Genomic DNA, 18,069 nt, shown 5'->3' with positions numbered 1-18,069 from the left:
CCCGGTAGCCTCGCGGGGTGACCGGAAGCGCAGCGGGTGAGCCGACCGGCGGGTCGAGCACCCGAGACGGCGGCGAGTGGGTGTCCCCGGCACCCCTCGCCGCCGATCGGCGTTCCGCGGACTGGCGGGACGTCCCCGGCCGCACCGATCCGCTGACCGCACAGTTGACGTCGACGATCGGCGGCCCGGTCGGCCGGCACGCACTGATCGGCCGCACCCGGTTCTTCACCCCGATGCGGGTGATCCTGCTGCTGGCGATCGTGTTCCTCAGTTTCGGCTGGTTCACCAAGGCCGCCTGTATCCAGCAGGGTCCCGTCGGCTCGGACGGCGCGCTCGGACTGGACTGGAGCGGCAACCGGCAGTACGTCGCGATGTGTTACTCGGACACCGTGCCGCTGTACGGTGCCGAACACCTCGACGAGGGCGCGTTCCCCTACAAGAAGTGGTGGGAGGAACCGCGGCCCGACGGGTCCGTGCAGCGCCGCTACATGGAATACCCGGTGCTGTCCGGGCTGTACCAGTACGGCTCGATGATCGTCGCGAAAGCCTGGCACGCCACCCCGTGGTTGCCGGGTGGCCTCCAGGTGGCGATCTACTTCAACGTCGTCGCGTTCGGGTTGGCGCTGGCCTGGCTGATCACGGTGTGGGCGAGCACCCTGCTGGCGGGACGCCGAGTGTGGGACGCGGCGCTCATCGCCTGCTCACCGCTGGTGATCGTGCACGCGTTCACGAACTTCGATCCGCTCGCCACCGCGTTCGCCGCCGGCGGCCTGCTCGCCTGGTCGCGGAAACGCCCTGTGCTCGCCGGTGTCCTGCTCGGCCTCGGCGGTGCCGCGAAACTGTATCCGCTGATGCTGCTCGGACCGCTGCTCGTGCTGTGTCTGCGGGCCGGACGGATGCGGGCCTGGACGCAGACCCTGCTGGGCGCGGCCGGCGCGTGGCTGGTGGTGAATCTGCCCGTCGCGCTGCTGTTCCCGCGCGGCTGGGCCGAGTTCTTCCGGCTCAACTCCGACCGGGTCGCCGACCCGGACTCGATCTACAACGTGGTCTCGTCGTTCACCGGATGGGCCGGATTCGACGGCCCCCTCGCCCCCGGCGAGGCCCCGAGCGTCCTCAACGCGGTATCGCTGGTGGCGTTCGTCGCGGTGTGCGCCGGCATCGGCTGGGTCGCGCTGACCGCGCCGCGCCGGCCCCGGGTCGCGCAGCTGTGTTTCCTGCTGGTCGCCGGATTCCTGCTCACCAACAAGGTATGGAGTCCGCAGTACTCGCTGTGGCTGGTGCCGCTCGCCGTGCTCGCACTCCCCCACCGCCGGATCCTGCTGGCGTGGATGACGATCGACGCCTTCGTCTGGGTGCCGCGGATGATGTACTACCTCGGCGTCGCCAACAAGGGCCTGCCCGAACAGTGGTTCACCGCCACCGTCGCCGTCCGGGACCTCGCCGTGATCGCACTGTGCGTGCTGGTGCTGCGGCAGATCTACCGGCCCGCCGAGGACCTGGTCCGGTTCGGTTTCATCGACGACCCCGTCGGCGGCGTCCTCGACCAGGCCGACGACGCACCCCCGCGCTGGCTGCCGTCGTGGCTGCGGCCGCGGGAGGCCGTGCGGGACGATCCGCGGCGGGCGACTGTCGCGTCACACCCGTAGCGCCGTGAACGGTGCGACCGGAATGTTGCGCACCACGAACCAGACGACGGTGACGGCCAGTGCGGTGATCGGCAGCCACCGGCCGCGGAGCATTCGGGCGGGCCGCCCCCGGGCCCGGCCCCACGTCCAGACCGTGTAGCCCGCGACGGCGAGGACGACGGCAGCCACCCCGACAGCGTTGAACCGCAGCGCCGCCGGAACGTCGAGATGCAGGAGCGCGTACAGCATGCGGGTGCTGCCGCAGCCCGGGCAGTCGATCCCGAACAGCGCCTTCGTCGGGCACACCGGGATCACGCCACCCGGGGTCGTCGGGTCGGCCCACACGACGAATCCGCACACCGCGACCGCTGCCGCAGCGACGGCCCCGGGCGCGACGAGGCGCCGCGTGAGCGGTCGATCGTCGGTCCCGGTCACCATTCCCCGAGCGTAGGCGGGCCGAGGGCCGCACGATGGTTCCGCAGATCAATTTCGCAGGTCACAGGCCGCTCGTGTACCCTGCAAAGGTTGCTGACGCAACGACCCTCCTGCCACGGACAGTCCGTGGCCGATTCACAGTCCATAGGAGGTGATGAGGTCTTATGCGTCATTACGAACTGATGGTCATCCTGGACCCCAGCCTGGACGAGCGCACTGTCGCCCCGTCGCTGGATACGTTCCTCAATGTCGTCCGTAAGGACGGCGGCAGTGTCGACAAGGTCGACGTCTGGGGTAAGCGTCGTCTCGCGTACGAGATCGCCAAGCACAGCGAAGGCATCTACGCGGTCATCGACCTCACTGCCGAGCCGGCCACCGTCAACGAGCTCGACCGTCAGCTGGGTCTGAACGAGTCGGTGCTGCGTACGAAGGTCCTGCGCCACGGCAAGTGATTCCCGTCTGATCCCGGCCCGGGGATTCGTCGGTACCGATGTCGGTATCGGCACCTAGGCTCTGGAACAACAGGAACTCCCCACACTGCAGGAGGAACCACATGGCAGGCGACACCGTCATCACCGTCATCGGAAACCTGACGGCTGACCCCGAACTCCGTTTCACCCCCGCGGGTGCCGCGGTCGCGAACTTCACGGTCGCGTCCACTCCCCGCGTCTTCGACCGTCAGTCCAACGAATGGAAGGACGGCGAGGCCCTGTTCTTGCGCTGCAACATCTGGCGTGAGGCAGCGGAGAACGTGGCGGAGAGCTTGACCCGCGGCTCGCGAGTGATCGTGAGCGGACGGCTCAAGCAGCGTTCGTACGAGACTCGCGAAGGCGAGAAGCGTACTGTCGTCGAGCTCGAGGTCGACGAGATCGGCCCCTCGCTCCGATACGCCACGGCAAAGATCAACAAGGTCAGCCGTGGTGGTGGCGGGGGCGGCTTCGGTGGCTCCTCCGGCGGATCCGGCGGCGGCCGTCCGGCGTCCAACAACAATTTCAGCCAGGGCGGAGACGATCCGTGGGGCACCGCACCTCAAGCGGGCTCCTTCGGAGGCTCCCAGGGCATGGACGACGAACCGCCGTTCTGATCCGTACCTCGATCGGAACATCCAGAAAACGGAGATAGACATGCCGAAGGCGCCGCTGCGCGACAAGGTTATGAAGAAGAAGGTCTGCACGTTCTGCAAGGAAAAGAACACGCAGATCGACTACAAGGACACGACGCTGCTGCGTAAGTACGTCAGCGACCGGGGCAAGATCCGTGCCCGCCGTGTCACCGGCAACTGCGTCCAGCATCAGCGGGACATCGCGGTCGCCGTGAAGAACTCGCGTGAGGTGGCGCTGCTGCCTTACGTCTCGACGGCTCGCTAAGGAAAGGGAGGACGACATGAAGCTGATCCTCACCGCTGATGTGGACAACCTCGGTGCGCCCGGCGACACCGTCGATGTCAAGGACGGCTACGGCCGTAACTACCTGCTCCCCCGCGGCCTGGCCATCGTTGCCACCCGTGGCGCCCAGAAGCAGGTCGAGGGCATCCGTCGCGCCCAGGAGGCTCGCGCGGTCCGTGGTCTCGATCATGCCAAGGAGCTGAAGGCTGCCATCGAGGGTCTCGAGGGTGTGTCGCTGTCGGTGAAGACCTCCGACGCCGGCAAGCTGTTCGGTTCCGTCACCGCTGCCGACGTCGCGGGCGCCATCAAGGCTGCCGGCGGCCCGGCCGTCGACAAGCGCAGCCTGGAGCTGCCGAAGGCGCACATCAAGGCCACCGGCAAGCACCAGATCGTGGTCAACCTGCACCCCGAGGTTGCCGCCAAGTTCCACCTGAACGTCGTCGCCGCCTAGTCGACCCGTTCGCCCGGAAGGCCCCGTGGACAGTGTCCCCGGGGCCTTCCGCATGCCTGGGGACGGGCTGTGGATGAATTCGCCACGTCACGGCAGTTTTGTAACCCGGACCACGGTGATGTTCGGGCTCTGTTCGCCGGACACACCCATTCCGTACATCCACGCGACACGCCGGGAAGGAATTCATCCACAGGGCTGTGCGTGAAAAAACAAGGCCCTACCTGCATGTTCTCAGCTGTGATTTTCGTCTGTCCCCAGACTGTCCCCAACTTGTCCACAGATGACGCCGACCGGTTAACACCTGAGCCGCCCGCGTCCCCAATTCATCCACAGGTTTGTGCACAGGTAGGTTTGCGGGAGGCTTCTTCACCCCCTAACGTCGTCGCGAGCGTGTGTCTCCAGCAGCCTCTGCGGTGGGCTCGGATTGTCGGAGCATGCGAGTACAAACAGAGTGGACACGACGGCAGCGTGGGAGACCGCGTACCCGTCGGAGCACTCGTTTCGGGAAGGCGGTCGCGTGGCTGTTGTGGATGATCGTGGCCGTTCCGAATACCCGGAACCGCCCGAGGAGCCGAGCGAGGAGTTCGGTCGGCAGCCCCCGCACGACATGGTTGCCGAGCAGTCCGTCCTCGGCGGCATGCTGCTGAGCAAGGACGCGATCGCCGACGTGCTCGAGGTACTGCGACCAGGCGACTTCTACCGCCCCGCCCACCAGTCGGTGTACGACGCGATCCTCGACCTGTACGGCCGCGGCGAGCCGGCCGACCCGGTGACGGTGTCCGCGGAACTCGAGCGTCGCGGCGACCTCCGGCGCATCGGTGGTGCCCCCTACCTGGTGACGCTCACCCAGACGGTCCCGACGGCCGCGAACGCCGCGTTCTACGCGGAGATCGTCGCCGAGAAGTCTGTGCTGCGCCGCCTCGTCGACGCCGGCACCCGCATCGTCCAGTACGGCTACGCGGGCTCCGACGGACAGGACGTCGCCGAGGTGGTGGACCGCGCGCAAGCCGAAATCTTCGAGGTCACCGAACGACGCACCACCGAAGATTTCATGCCCCTCGAAGAACTGCTGCAGCCCACGATGGACGAAATCGACTCCATCGCCAGTCGCGGCGGAATCTCCCTCGGCGTGCCCACCGGGTTCAGCGAACTCGACGAGGTCACCAACGGACTTCACCCAGGTCAGATGATTATCGTGGCGGCGAGACCTGGCGTCGGCAAATCGACGATCGCTATGGATTTTATGCGCTCATGTTCCATTAAACATGGTTTGGCGAGCGTTATTTTCTCGCTGGAAATGAGCAAGACGGAAATCGTCATGCGCATTCTGTCGGCGGAAGCGAAGATCAAACTCGCCGACATGCGGTCGGGTCGGATGACCGACGACGACTGGACGCGGCTGGCGCGGCGGATGAGTGAGATCAGCGAGGCGCCGCTGTTCATCGACGACTCCCCCAACCTGACGATGATGGAGATCCGGGCGAAGGCCCGCCGGCTCAAGCAGAAACACGACATCAAGCTGATCGTCATCGACTACATGCAGCTGATGACGTCCGGTAAGAAGGTCGAATCCCGGCAGCAGGAAGTCTCCGAGTTCTCCCGAAACATCAAACTGCTCGCGAAGGAACTCGAGGTGCCGGTCGTCGCGATCTCGCAGCTCAACCGTGGCCCCGAACAGCGCACCGACAAACGCCCCCAGGTGTCCGATCTACGTGAGTCGGGCTCGCTCGAGCAGGACGCCGACATGGTCATGCTGCTGCACCGACCCGACGCCATCGAACGCGACGACCCCCGCGGCGGCGAGGCCGACATCATTCTCGGCAAGCACCGTGGCGGTCCGACCGCGAACATCACCGTCGCCCACCAGCTGCACTACTCGCGGTTCGTGGACATGGCGCGGGGGTAGTTCGAGGGGCGGCCCGTCGGGTACATCTGGTGGATGCTCTTCCGTCAGCTCGAGTACCTCGTGGCCCTTTCGCGTGAGCGGCATTTCGCACGTGCCGCACAGGCGTGCTTCGTGTCGCAGCCGGCGTTGTCCGAGGCGTTGCGCAAACTCGAGAAGGAACTCGATGTGCCGTTGGTCCGGCGGGGCCGCAAATATGAGGGCCTCACCCCGGAGGGTGAGCGAATCGTGTTGTGGGCGAGGAGGATTCTTGCCGACCGGGACGCGTTGAAGCATGAAGTCGGTGCGTTGCGAACCGGTTTGAGCGGGCAACTGCGTATCGGTGTGGTGCCCACCGCCGCCCCGGTGGTGCCGCTGCTGACTGAGCAGTTCTGTGCCGAGCATCCGTTGGTGACGGTGCAGGTGGCCTCCGATCTGCAGTCGGGCGACATCCTCGCCCGGCTGCGGAACTTCGAACTCGATGCCGGCATCACCTACCTCGATACGGTTCCCGAGTCGGGGTTCCGGGTCGTCCCGCTCTATCGGGAGCGGTACGTGCTGCTCGCTGCCGCGGACATGCCGGTTCCCGTGGACGGTGTGTCGTGGTCGGAGGCGTCCAGGTTGCCGTTGTGTCTTCTGGGGCCGGAGATGCAGGGGCGTCGGGTGCTGGACGCGGTGTTCGCGGAGGTCGGCGTGCAGCCGGAACCCGAGGTGGAAACCGACTCGCTGGCATCGCTCTACGCGCACGTACGGACCGGGCGGTGGGCCGGCATCGTCCCGCGCGCGTGGGTGCACGTGTTGGGTCTGCCACCCGGCCTGCGGATGACACCGTTGATCGAGCCGGTTCGGACGGCACGCGTCGGCCTGGTCGCCACTGCCGGTGAACCCGGATCGGTCATGGCCCGTGCTCTCGCGGACATTGCCCGGCACACCGATGCGGAGGCCGTTCTCGATCGTGTCGGCGAGGACCCCGAACACCGGTGATAGGCGGCGCCGATCAGGTCGTCGGAACTACCGCTTTGACGTGTGTGGTCGCGGTGCCGGAATCTTGATTCGTGCCGGTTGTGCGCCTGTCGCCCCGGTTGTTTCGTCGATCGTCGATCGGCACTGTCCGCACTGCCGCGATCGGAGAGCCTCCATGCACGGAATCAGGGCGCATGCGCGGGCGCTCGTCACCGTCGGCCCCGCCACCGCCGACCATCTGCCGGCCCTGAGGGTTGCCCTCGGTCTGGCGGTTCCCGGGATCGTGTTGTCGGTGAGTGGGCGTCCCGACCTGATCATCTATGCGGTTTTCGGTGCCTTCACCGGCATGTACGGTCGCGCCGACGGCCTGCGCAGTCGCCTCACCCGGCAGGCTCGGGCGGCGACGATCCTGGTGACCGGTGTCGGGGTGGGCGTGACGCTGTCCGCTCTCGGGGCGCCGTCGTGGATCCTCGTGGTCACCGAGGTGGGTTTCGCCGGGGTGGTGTCCGTGGTGGCGGACCTGTTCGGGCTCGAACCGGCCGGCCCGTTCTACGGCATCTTCGCGCTCGGTGCGGTCGCCACCATTCCGGCGGGTGGGGTCGCCCCGTGGGTGGCGGTGGCGATCTGCGCGGCGACCGCACTGTTCTGTCTGCTGTTGGGGTCGGTCGGCACCTTGTATCCGGGGTGCGTGCAGCGAACCCGGGCGGTGGTGCCGCAGCGACCGCAGTGGGCGGGTTCGCTGGTCCACGCCGGTCGCTATGTGACGGCGATCGGGGTTGCGGGCACTGCCGGGGTCCTGCTCGGCGTCGACCACGCCAACTGGGCCATGGCCGCGGCTGCGGTGCCGCTCGTCGCGGCGGACCCGCCGGGTTGCGTCCACCGGGGTCTCCACCGGCTGGCCGGCACTTTCGTCGGGCTGATCGTGACCGCCTCGATCCTCGTCCTGCACCCGAGTCCCACCGTGCTGGCGGTCTGCGTGATGGTGCTGCTGTTTCCCACGGAACTGTTCATGGCCCGCAACTATGCGCTCGCGCTCGGGTTCTTCACCCCGTTGATCATGGTGATGACCGATCTCGCGGCGCCGTCCGTACCGTCGGAACTCGTCGTGGCCCGTGGGATCGACACTCTGATCGGGGTGACCGCCGGTGTCGTCGCCGCGTTCGCGATCCGGGGACGTGCCCGCGGAACGGATCCGGACTTCCACCCGGGCGGAAGCGGTGATCGTCGTAGACTGGTCGGATCACGCTGTGTTCCAAGTCTTTAGGAGCTTGTCGCGATGACGGTATCCGATCGGGACGATTCGAACGAAGCGCCGGCCACCGGGAGCAGCGGGTCCGGGAGCGATGGTTTCCGGTTCCGGCCCTACCACCATCCGGCTGCGGGCTGGGGTGCGGCGAAGAGTGTGAGCCGGTTCCTCTCGCGGGAAGGCGAGTTCGTCGACGGCCCACGGGCCATCATGCGGATGAACCACGAGAACGGTGGATTCGACTGCCCGGGGTGCGCTTGGCCGGACGACCTGAAGGGCCTGCACCTGGACATCTGTGAGAACGGGATCAAGCACGTCACTTGGGAGATGACCCACAAGCGGGTCGGGCGTGAGTTCTTCGCCGCCCACACCGTGTCGGAGTTGTCGGAGTGGACGGATGCCGCGCTCGAGGCGCAGGGCCGGTTGACCGAGCCGATGCGGTACGACGCGGCCACCGACCGCTATTTGCCGATCAGCTGGCGTGACGCCTTCGACCACATCGGTACGACGCTGCGGGAACTCGACACCCCCGATCGGGCGGCGTTCTACACCTCGGGCCGGCTCGGCAACGAGGCCACGTTCCTGTACCAGTTGCTGGCCCGGGAACTCGGCACGAACAATCTCCCGGACTGTTCGAACATGTGCCACGAGGCGAGCGGTCGCGCCCTGAAAGCGGCATTGGGGACGGGTAAGGGCACCGTCGATCTCGCGGACTGGGGGGTCACGGACGCCCTGTTCGTCATGGGTGTCAATGCCGCGTCGAACGCGCCGCGCATGCTGACCTCGCTCGTCGAGGCGCACAAGCGCGGTGCCCGGATCGTGCACATCAATCCCCTCGTCGAGGCCGCGGCGCGTCGCGCGATCATTCCGCACGACTTCTCCGCCATGGCGACGTTCCGGGCCACCCCCACCAGCAGCCTGAACCTGCAGCCGCGCATCGGCGGCGACATGGCACTGCTGCGGGGCATGTCCAAGGCGGTGTTCGACACCGCCCGCACCGATCCGAAGGCGGTCGACCTCGAGTTCGTCGAACGCCACACGACCGGGTTCGCGGAGTATCGGGACCTGTGCGAGGCGACCTCCTGGGAGGAGATCGAGCACCAGTCCGGGGTCGGACGCGCCGACATCCGGAAGGCCGCGCAGGTCTATTGCCGGGCGGACCGGAGCATCATCAGCTGGTGCCTGGGTGTCACCCAGCACGATCACGGCGTCGACACGGTCCGCGAGATCGTCAATCTGCTGCTGTTGCGAGGGAACATCGGTCGGGAAGGCGCCGGCCCGTCACCGGTGCGCGGCCACAGCAACGTGCAGGGAAACCGCACCTGTGGCATCGACCATCGTCCCGGCCGCCAGTTCCTGGACCGGCTCGCGGACGTCTGCGAGATCGACCCGCCGCGCGCCCATGGACTGGACACCGTCGGCACCATCGAAGCCATGCATCGTGGCGAGGTGCAGGTGTTCGTCGGAATGGGCGGCAACTTCGCGCTCGCCGCCCCGGACACGGCGTATACCTGTGCGGCACTGCGGAAGTGCCGGATGACGGTGCACGTCAGCACCAAGCTCAACCGCAGTCATCTCGTGCATGGACGGGACGCGTTGATCCTGCCCTGCCTCGGCCGCACCGAGAAGGACGAGCAGGTGGGTGGTGTGCAGTCGACGTCGGTCGAGGATTCGATGAGCATGGTGCACCTGTCCGTCGGCATGAAACGCCCGGCATCACCACACCTGTTGTCGGAACCCGCGATCATCGCCGGTATCGCCCGGGCCGCGCTGCCCGACAGCGCCACCCCGTGGGAGTGGTACGTCCAGGACTACGACAGGATCCGCGACACCATGTCGCGGGTCCTGGACGGGTTCGAGGACTTCAATCGGCGGGTGCGTCTCCCGTTGGGATTCCGCATCCGTCAGCCCGCTCGTGAACTGGTTTTCGACACGGCGTCCGGGCGTGCGGAATTCTCCACCGCCGCACTACCGGACGTGGTGCCGGTCGACGGGCACCTGACGCTCGGCACCATGCGGTCGCACGACCAGTGGAACACCACGATCTACTCGAACAACGACCGCTACCGTGGTGTCGAGAACATGCGCACGCTGATCTTCATGAACGCTGACGACATGCGCGAGCGCGGCATCCGCGACTTCGGCCACGTCGACATCACCAGTATCGCCCGCGACGGAACCACCCGGAACCTCAACGGCTACACCGCAATTCCGTACGACATTCCCCGCGGTAATGCTGCCGGATACATGCCGGAGATGAACGTGCTGTGCGCCATCGGAGACTTCAGTACACAGAGCGACCAGCCCCTGATGAAGAACGTGAAGGTCACCGTGTGCCCGAGTGCCTGACTCGTTCGCGCAGCCAGGCCTCGACGCCGGCACGAGCGGTCCGGGCGAGCGCGGTGGGGTGGCCGGTGAACCCGTGGGGTGCTTCGGGATAGACCCGTAGTTCGATGTCGTTTCCGGCGGCGGTCAGGCGTCCGGCCATCGCGAGATTGTCTTCCAGAAGGATGTCGTCGGCGCCGACGACCAGCAGTGTCGGAGGCAGACCGTGGAGGTCGCCGTAGATCGGTGACAGGTCGGCGGCGGTGCGGTCGTCGACGTGTCCGGCGTAGGCCTCGATGAAGTATTCGTCGGCGATCCGACGCCCCGCCGGGGTCTGTGCACTGATGTCATAGGTGCCGAATTGCAGTGTGGCACCGAGGAATCGGTCTGCCATTCCCCTGTCCCGCAGGCGCAGCAGTGTCGTCAGGGTGAGCGTGGCTCCTGCCGACCGTCCACCGACCGCCAGCCGCACCGACCCGAATCGGGGGCCGGTGTTCTCGACGAGCCACAGTGCCACCGTCTCGCAGTCGTCGGGCGCGGCCGGCCACGGATGCTCGGGTGCGAGCCGGTAGTCGACACTCACGACCGCCATCCGCAGGGCGTCCGCGAGGGCGCGGTTGCGGACGTCGTCCTGCGCCGCGGAACCCATGTAGAAGCCGCCGCCGTGGATGTCGAGGTACACGCCGTCCACCGGGCCCTCGGTGGGAAGGCAGATCCGCACCGGTACCCGGGCGCCCGCGAATTCGACGGTCTCCTCGAGTGCCGGCGGCTCGGCGGGCGACGGTGGGGGAGTCTTCGCCCGCACCTGCTGCAATTCCTCGAACGAGGCGGGGCCGCGTCCGGTTCTGCGGGCACGGTAGAACGACTGCGCCTCCTCGACCTGCCCGGCCGGCACGTCGACCACGAGGCTGTCCAGTGTGAATCGCACGTGCTCTCCTCGCAGTCGGGTTGCGACACGAGGGTAGCGGGGTGGGGGAGGGCTCGTGGCCCGTCCCGCCACTACTCGGTGTGGAAGCGGAACCGACGACGGGTCGTTCCGTCCGGTTCGTGTCGGACAGGACACCTATGGTGAGTGAATGTCGTTGTCATGGGCGCAGGTACGAGGGACGAACTTCGGGACGATGGGGCGGGCCGTCCGCGCCGAGACGTGGGTCGACGGGGCCCGGTCCGGCCGGGTCTGGTTCCGTCCACCGGCATCGTGGCGGATCGAGGATGCTGCGGGCGACGTGACCTACATCGAGAACGCCACCGACGAGTACCGTCGCGACGAGGACGGTGTGATGGTGCATTCTGCGAAATCGCGCAACCGGATCGTCGCGACTGTCGGTGAGGCGCCGGAACAACTGTTGCAGGCGTACTCGCTGTGGCCGCTGGAACAACGAGGGGTGCCCCTGCGGCTGCGGCCGGTGAGCGCGCCGCGGCCGGCGACAGTGCACGGTCGGCCCGGGTGGGAGGTTTGGTTCGTCGAGGAGGAATCCGGCGCCGAGGTCACGTACGTCATCGACGCGGACTGCGGTGTGGCCCTGTCGAAGTCCACAGCTACTCGGGTGATGGAGCTGTCCGACCCCGTCCTCGACGAGGATTTCGATCCCGGTCTGTTCCTGTGGGCCGGCCCGACCCGGGAGGAATCGGACCGTTTCGTCTCGTCGGTGCAGCGCGAGCACGAACAGAAGGCGGCAGCACTGGCGCAGATGCCGCGACCACAGATCACCTGGCTGCCCGGCACCATCGAGTCCCATCCGAGCGACGGCGATCCGCGTACGGGCGCTCTGGATCTGCAGGTGCATCTCCGGTCCGAGGGGATCACTGTGCTGCAGTGGCTCACCGAGATCGGCGAGCCCGAACTCGACTGGATGAACAGTCACGTGCCCTCGCGCTACCGGAAAACGGTCGGGCCGTGGACCTACGAGATTCGCAGTCGCACCCCGATCGGTGTCGACGACTGTGCGCGGGTCGTCGAATCGATCGTCCCGGCCGATCCGCCGTCCGGGACCCCGGAGCAGATTCGTGCGGCCCTCGACCTCGAAGCAGCAGAGAAGGCCGACGCCGAACTTCAGGTGATACTCGGTACCGGACGTCGACTCGACGACCATCTCGGCGATCGAGGCGGTGACTCTCTGCTCGTCCGAACCGATTTCAGTGACGATGCAGCTTGGCGTGCGACCGTGTCCGCGGTGACCGCGCCGGGTGGTGGCGGCAGCGGCGAAGACGCGTTCTACGCGAATCTGACCTGTATCGATCACCCGGAGAACGACGGTCTGTCGATTTCCGATCTGCTCGAGAAGATCGGGGACAATCTGCCGTACTACGTCTTTCTCGCCGACCGTGTCACGATTGCCGACCCCGAGCACCCGATTCTCGCTGTCGACACCGGTCCGGAAGAGTTCAGCCCCGAGCGAGGGCAGACGGTGCGGGTGATCCCGTCCCAGATGTGGTCGATCGAGAACAACCTGGCCCTCGCGAACATGGATTTCGAAGATTTCGTCGAGAGTGCCGGCGCCGACGGGGTCTACCGAGGATTCTGATATTCGGTCGTGCGGGTCGCCGGGCGACCGTCCACCGCTAGTGTGGCCGAATGACTCTCGCTCGTCTCTGCTGGATCGTTCTGGCCGCACTCACGGCGGCGTTCGGCTGGTTCGTGGCGGGGGAGTCGATGCTGCAGATCACGTCGTGCGAGATCGAATTTCTTCCGGGGCTCTACACGATGGAGTTGTGCGAGCAACCGATCCGCGACTATTTCGGTCCGGCGACCGTGGGCATACTCGGGGTCCCGGCGCTGCTGTGCATCTTTCCGGTGGTGGCACCGTTCGGTTGGGTCGCGGGCACTGCGGCCGGGCTGCTGCTGCTCGGGTCGCTGCGCGGCTTCGTCTCCTCCGACTACGCGGCGAATGTCTATCTCTTCTACCTTCCGATCGCGTTGGCGGCCGTCGTACTCGCCTTCGGACACGAGTACCTGAGCAGCCGTCGACTGCCCCGGAAACGAGTGCAGTCAGGACACCGACCGCGGCACCGGTGACGACGGGGTCTTCGCGATCGGGGTTCCGGTGGTGGCGCGCACCGAACCGATGCACGCCACGCTCGACGAACACTTCTCGAAAAAATAATTTCCGGCGTGTGTCGATCTGTGGTCTTCCCGTTCGACGTAGTGGGTGAGAGGGTCGAACCGCGACCGGAGACGAAGGAGTGAACCGATGAAGTACATGCTGATCATGCGCGTCACCGACGAGGCGATCGAGGCTTCGAAGGACATCCCGTTCGAGCAGATCATCGAGGACATGGGCAGGTACAACGAGTCCATGATGAAGGCCGGTGTCCTCCTCGCCGGCGAGGGCCTCTCGGACGCCGAGGAAGGTTTCGTCGTCGACTTTTCCAGCGAGACGCCGCTGGTCACCGACGGGCCTTATGGAGAGATCAAGGAACTGTTCAACGGATTCTGGATCCTCGAGGTCGCCTCGAAGGAGGAGGCTGCGGAGTGGGCCAAGCGGGCGCCGCTCGGGCCGGGGACGAAGCTCGAGGTGCGGCGGGTGACGGGCGTCGAGGATTTCCCGCAGGACAACGAATGGGTCCAGAAGGAAGAGGGCTGGCGCGAGGAACTCGAGAACCGTAAGGGCTGAGACGGTGGTGACGGCTCGGCGGACGGACCCGGGCGAGGCCGTTCGCCGGTCCGTCGCCGCGGTGTGGCGGATCGAATCGGCCCGGATCGTCGCCACTCTCACCCGGGCGGTCGGCGACTTCGGCCGGGCCGAGGATCTCGCGCAGGACGCTCTGGCCGACGCCCTGGCACAGTGGCCCGAATCGGGGATACCGGCGAACCCGGGCGCCTGGCTGACGGCCGTCGCGAAACGGAAAGCGATCGACGGGTGGCGCCGCCGGGAACGCTACGACGACCGCCTCGCCACGATCACCCGTGACCTCGAGCAGGACCTCGCGCGGGACACGGCGTCCGGTGCCGACGACCTGCCCTGGGATCCGGACCGCATCGACGACGACGTCCTGCGGCTCATGTTCGTCGCCTGCCATCCGGTGCTGTCCCGGGAGGCGCGGGTCGCTTTGACGCTCAAGGTGATCGGGGGCCTGTCGAGCGACGAGATCGCACGCGCCTTCCTCGTCCCGACGAGCACCGTGCAGCAGCGGATCGTGCGGGCGAAGAAGACCCTCGCCGCCGCGAAGGTGCCGTTCGAGGCACCCGACCGCGCCGAGTTCGGTGCGCGACTCGGTGCCGTTCTCGGTGTGCTGTACCTCGTGTTCAACGAGGGCTACGCGGCGAGTGCCGGAGACGACTGGATGCGCCCGGACCTGTGCCGGGAAGCGATGCGACTGGCACGTGTGCTCGCGGGCCTGGTACCCGACGAACCCGAGGTGCACGGTCTGGTCGCGCTCACCGAACTCACCGCCGCCCGGTTCCCCGCCCGCCTCGATGCGTCGGGCGATCCGGTGCTGCTCGCCGACCAGGACCGCCGCCGCTGGGACCGTGGGGCGATCACCCGGGGCCGGGCCGCGCTCGCCCGCGCGGACGCGGTGGGACGCGGCCGGGGTGCCTACGCACTGCAGGCCGCGATCGCCGAATGCCATGCGGTGGCGTCCGGCGTCGACGACACCGACTGGGAACGCATCGTGGTGCTGTACGAGGCACTGGGGCGGCTGGCCCCCTCACCGGTGGTCGATCTCAACCGGGCCGCCGCGGTGGCGATGGCGTCCGGGCCGCAGGACGCCCTCGACATCGTCGACCGGCTCGTCGCGGACGGACGACTCGCCCGCTACCGCATGCTGCCGGCGACCCGCGCCGAACTACTCGTCCGACTCGGGCGTTTCGACGAGGCACGCACCGAGTTCGCGGCGGCCCTGGAGCTCACCGAGAACACCCGCGAACGCGTGATTCTCGAACGGAAGTGCGCGTCGCTCCCCGCTCCCTGATCCGGCCCGGGTGTAACACCGTCCGCCGGCGCGGCGACGTTCCCCGTGACGTGACGCGTGGTGTGGGGGTCTCACCGGGTGTCGACCGTGAGTCGGGTTTGGGGAGTGCACATGACTGTTCGCGGATCTTCGATACGTGGCCGCCTCGCCGTGCGGGTGACGACACCGATCGCGCTGGGGGTGGCCCTGCTGGTGGTGCTGGCGTGGGCGTTGTGGTCCACCCCGACCCGCACCGCCGACACCGAGCTGACGGCGTCCACCACCGACTGCCACGACATGGTGACCCTGTCGATCGCCGGCCGGGGCGACACACCACGGCCGGGCACCACGAAGATGCTCGTCGACGCGAACGGTGCCGAACTGCCGGCGGCGTCGGCGGAGGACTACGTCAGTTCGTGGATCGACGAGGCGTCGAATGCGCCGCTCGCCGCGGTGGAACCGGGTTCGTATGCGGCGATGTACATCGCCTATCCGGCCGACATGGCGAGCTACGAGAACGCGGTGACGACCGGTGTCGCGAACACCGAGGCCGTGATTCAGGCGATCCGAACCTCCTGCCCGGACACGACATTTGCGATCGTCGGCTACAGCGAGGGCGCGGACGTGGCCCGGCGGGTCGCGATGAACATCGGACACCAGGAGCCCGACGAGACCGGCGGGTACCGGCTCGTCGACCCCACGAACGTCGTCGGTGTCGTCATCCTCGCCGACGCCGGTCGCGCCGACGGTCAGGGCCCGTTCCCCGGGGCGGAGAACCCGTACACGAACCCCGACGGATTCGACGTGAAGTATCAGGACGGCACGAATCCGGTGCCCGGACAGGGCGCACTGCCGGACACCGGCGGCGCCGACTTCGGGGCACTGAACGGCAGGATCGCGTCGTTCTGCTCCGACGGTGATCTCACCTGCTCTGCACCGCAGAACATTTCGTTGCTGCAGCTGGTGGTGAACGTGGGCCGGCAACTGAATGTCGATGCGCTCGAGCGGGAACAGTTGACACCGGCAACAGGCATGGACGTCGCGACCGTACTGTCGCGGATCGCACTCGACGCGTTCGCCCACATCGAGGCGCAGCCGGACTGGATGCGCAGCGACGAGACGTTCCTCGACGTGCTGCTGACGGTGTCGGATCCGTCGTACACGCGGCCCACCACGACACCGTCTCCCGATGCGGCCGACGTATCGGCGACCACTCCCGTTGCGGCCGGAAAGGATTCGATCGACGTCGAGACGATGTCCCCGCTGGCCTACCTGCCGCAGAAACTGTTCCGGGAGGTCGTCGGGCTGATCACGACGAACACGAACACCATCCCGGTGATCATGAACGATCCCTACCAGTTGACGCTGGCTCCGGGCGTCGGCCACCACTTCGACTACTGGCGGGACGCCACCGATGGACGGCCGTTGACGTCGGCTGCCTATGCGGCGGCGTGGCTGACGCATCTCGCGCAGCAGGCGCAGGCCGGGAAGCAGGTGGACGCGGCGGCGAAGCCGAGCGCCGAGGAACTGTCGGCGGCGCTCGACGAGGCGATGTCCTCGAGTGCCGTGCCGGGCACCCCGACGGAGACGGCAGCGGGCCCCGCAGTGCCGGACGGCACGGAGTCGGCGAACCCGGCGACGAACCCGGAGACGAGGACACCCGAATCCGACGACACCGGTACCGGGACGACGGAACCGTCCGCCACCGAGCCGTCCGCCACCGAGTCGGGCACGGCCGTACCGGCACCGCCGTCGACCACGGTCACCACCACGACGACCACGAAGGCCGTGACGGCTCCGAAGACTGTGACGGCTCCGAAGGAGAGCCGAACCGATTCGACGACGGAGTCCACGCCCACACCGGCGGGATAGGAAGAATCCCCGAGGGGATCGGGCGGTGGCACCGGAAGGGGTCCGGCACCACCGCCCGCACACGGCCCACCAGGTCGGGGGTCCGGGGGACCGTGAATCGATCGGACGAACCGTTCGACACGATGAACGCTAGTTCGGTGGCGGGGCGGGGTGTAGGGGGATTTGCCCCGTGACAGCGCCGGGGTGGCGTAGGGATCCTCCGGTCCCGGTCCGGTGGGTTCGAGTGTCCACCCGGCACGGCACCGGTTCGGGCGCTATCTTCTTGATGCCCGGTTCCCGTCACGGAAGGGATGCTCATGAAGACCGACATCAGTTGTGGACCTGCCTTCGCGATCGCGGAAATCCATGTGCCGCCGGGAGGTTCGGTGCGGGTCGAGGCCGGGGCGATGGCGATGATGCGCGGCGATATCGCGATCACCACCTCGACGAAGGGTGGATTCATGAAGGGGCTGCGCCGGTCCCTGGGCGGTTCGAGCTTCTTCGTCAACGATTTCGTCAGCGAGAACGGCGGCATCGTCGGTGTCGCGGGTGCGCTGCCCGGCGACCTCGTCGAGACCACCGTGACCGGGGAGCCCGCGCTGCTGGTCCAGTCCGGCTGCTGGCTCGCGTCGGATCCGACGGTCGAGGTCGACTCCCGGTGGGGTGGGGCGAAGGGGTTCTTCAGCGGTGCCGGACTGGTGCTGCTGCGGTGCAGCGGGCACGGGCAGATCCTGCTGTCCAGTTACGGTGCGATCCGGCCGATCGTCCTGTCCGACGGGGAGACGATGACCCTCGATTCGGGGCATGTCGTCGCGTTCGACGAGACCGTCCGGTACCGCATCAAGAAGGCCGGCGGCTGGAAGTCGTTCTTCCTCGGCGGCGAGGGCATCGTCACCGAGTTCACCGGCCCCGGGCAGGTGTGGATGCAGACCCGCAGCACGTCGGATCTCGTCGACTGGCTGCGCGCCCGGATGCCGTCGTCGAGCGGTGGTTCCGGCAGCAGCAGCGACTGA

General features: G+C 67.4%; 17 protein-coding genes. 15 read left to right on the top strand and 2 right to left on the bottom strand.

Features of this window, described 5'->3' with window-relative positions; genetic code table 11:
- Positions 1 to 17 precede the first annotated feature (17 nt).
- Positions 18 to 1,646 carry a glycosyltransferase family 87 protein gene (locus Q5696_RS20805; protein WP_370654835.1) on the top strand — a complete coding sequence of 543 codons (1,629 nt, stop codon included), beginning with the start codon at positions 18 to 20 and terminating at the stop codon, positions 1,644 to 1,646.
- Here Q5696_RS20805 and Q5696_RS20800 read toward each other — a convergent pair.
- Positions 1,635 to 2,063, bottom strand: a complete 429-nt coding sequence (locus Q5696_RS20800) for a DUF2752 domain-containing protein (protein ID WP_305093135.1) — start codon at positions 2,061 to 2,063, stop codon at positions 1,635 to 1,637. The two genes, Q5696_RS20805 and Q5696_RS20800, sit on opposite strands and share 12 nt — an antisense overlap.
- 161 nt (positions 2,064 to 2,224) lie before the next feature.
- Between Q5696_RS20800 and rpsF the strand changes: the two genes are divergently transcribed.
- The 8 genes from rpsF to Q5696_RS20760 all read left to right on the top strand — a co-directional run bounded on the left by rpsF (position 2,225) and on the right by Q5696_RS20760 (position 10,336).
- Entirely contained in the window at positions 2,225 to 2,512 is a 288-nt protein-coding gene (gene rpsF, locus Q5696_RS20795) for a 30S ribosomal protein S6 (RefSeq protein WP_305093134.1), read from the top strand.
- A gap of 101 nt (positions 2,513 to 2,613) precedes the next feature.
- Positions 2,614 to 3,144, top strand: coding sequence for a single-stranded DNA-binding protein (locus tag Q5696_RS20790; RefSeq protein WP_305093133.1), 531 nt, complete (start codon positions 2,614 to 2,616; stop codon positions 3,142 to 3,144).
- 40 nt (positions 3,145 to 3,184) lie between these two features.
- The gene (gene rpsR, locus Q5696_RS20785; protein ID WP_305093132.1) at positions 3,185 to 3,427 is read left to right on the top strand and encodes a 30S ribosomal protein S18; all 243 of its coding nucleotides are present in this window, start codon (positions 3,185 to 3,187) and stop codon (positions 3,425 to 3,427) included.
- A 16-nt stretch (positions 3,428 to 3,443) separates the two neighbouring features.
- Positions 3,444 to 3,896, top strand: a complete 453-nt coding sequence (gene rplI, locus Q5696_RS20780; protein ID WP_305093131.1) for a 50S ribosomal protein L9 — start codon at positions 3,444 to 3,446, stop codon at positions 3,894 to 3,896.
- Positions 3,897 to 4,413: 517 nt separating this feature from the next.
- A complete protein-coding gene (dnaB, locus tag Q5696_RS20775) occupies positions 4,414 to 5,802 on the top strand; it encodes a replicative DNA helicase (RefSeq protein ID WP_305093130.1) in 1,389 nt (462 codons plus the stop codon).
- 33 nt (positions 5,803 to 5,835) lie between these two features.
- A complete protein-coding gene (locus Q5696_RS20770) occupies positions 5,836 to 6,762 on the top strand; it encodes a LysR family transcriptional regulator (protein WP_305093129.1) in 927 nt (308 codons plus the stop codon).
- Between the two features lie 154 nt (positions 6,763 to 6,916).
- Positions 6,917 to 8,005 (top strand): FUSC family protein, encoded by a 1,089-nt coding sequence (locus tag Q5696_RS20765; RefSeq protein WP_305093128.1) that lies wholly within the window; start codon positions 6,917 to 6,919, stop codon positions 8,003 to 8,005.
- Between the two features lie 12 nt (positions 8,006 to 8,017).
- Complete coding sequence (locus Q5696_RS20760; protein ID WP_305093127.1) at positions 8,018 to 10,336, top strand: FdhF/YdeP family oxidoreductase; 2,319 nt, start codon at positions 8,018 to 8,020, stop codon at positions 10,334 to 10,336.
- Here the strand turns inward: Q5696_RS20760 and Q5696_RS20755 are convergent.
- On the bottom strand, positions 10,314 to 11,240 hold the full coding sequence (locus Q5696_RS20755; RefSeq protein ID WP_305093126.1) for an alpha/beta hydrolase: 927 nt from the start codon (positions 11,238 to 11,240) through the stop codon (positions 10,314 to 10,316). The two genes, Q5696_RS20760 and Q5696_RS20755, sit on opposite strands and share 23 nt — an antisense overlap.
- Before the next feature lie 148 nt (positions 11,241 to 11,388).
- On the opposite strand from Q5696_RS20755, the gene Q5696_RS20750 reads away from it, so the two are divergent.
- The 6 genes from Q5696_RS20750 to Q5696_RS20725 all read left to right on the top strand — a co-directional run bounded on the left by Q5696_RS20750 (position 11,389) and on the right by Q5696_RS20725 (position 18,069).
- Positions 11,389 to 12,837, top strand: a complete 1,449-nt coding sequence (locus tag Q5696_RS20750) for a DUF6924 domain-containing protein (RefSeq protein WP_305093125.1) — start codon at positions 11,389 to 11,391, stop codon at positions 12,835 to 12,837.
- A 50-nt stretch (positions 12,838 to 12,887) separates the two neighbouring features.
- A complete protein-coding gene (locus tag Q5696_RS20745) occupies positions 12,888 to 13,328 on the top strand; it encodes a hypothetical protein (RefSeq protein WP_305093124.1) in 441 nt (146 codons plus the stop codon).
- A 175-nt stretch (positions 13,329 to 13,503) separates the two neighbouring features.
- Positions 13,504 to 13,926 carry a YciI family protein gene (locus Q5696_RS20740; protein WP_305093123.1) on the top strand — a complete coding sequence of 141 codons (423 nt, stop codon included), beginning with the start codon at positions 13,504 to 13,506 and terminating at the stop codon, positions 13,924 to 13,926.
- Positions 13,927 to 13,930: 4 nt separating this feature from the next.
- On the top strand, positions 13,931 to 15,226 hold the full coding sequence (locus tag Q5696_RS20735) for an RNA polymerase sigma factor (protein ID WP_305093122.1): 1,296 nt from the start codon (positions 13,931 to 13,933) through the stop codon (positions 15,224 to 15,226).
- Between the two features lie 111 nt (positions 15,227 to 15,337).
- Positions 15,338 to 17,077 carry a cutinase family protein gene (locus tag Q5696_RS20730; RefSeq protein WP_305093121.1) on the top strand — a complete coding sequence of 580 codons (1,740 nt, stop codon included), beginning with the start codon at positions 15,338 to 15,340 and terminating at the stop codon, positions 17,075 to 17,077.
- 296 nt (positions 17,078 to 17,373) lie between these two features.
- Positions 17,374 to 18,069, top strand: a complete 696-nt coding sequence (locus Q5696_RS20725; RefSeq protein ID WP_305093120.1) for a TIGR00266 family protein — start codon at positions 17,374 to 17,376, stop codon at positions 18,067 to 18,069.

It is taken from the genome of Prescottella sp. R16 (genome assembly GCF_030656875.1).
Taxonomy (GTDB): domain Bacteria; phylum Actinomycetota; class Actinomycetes; order Mycobacteriales; family Mycobacteriaceae; genus Prescottella.
The sequence above is the reverse complement of the archived record's forward strand: the minus strand, read 5'-3'. Positions and strand labels throughout refer to the sequence as shown.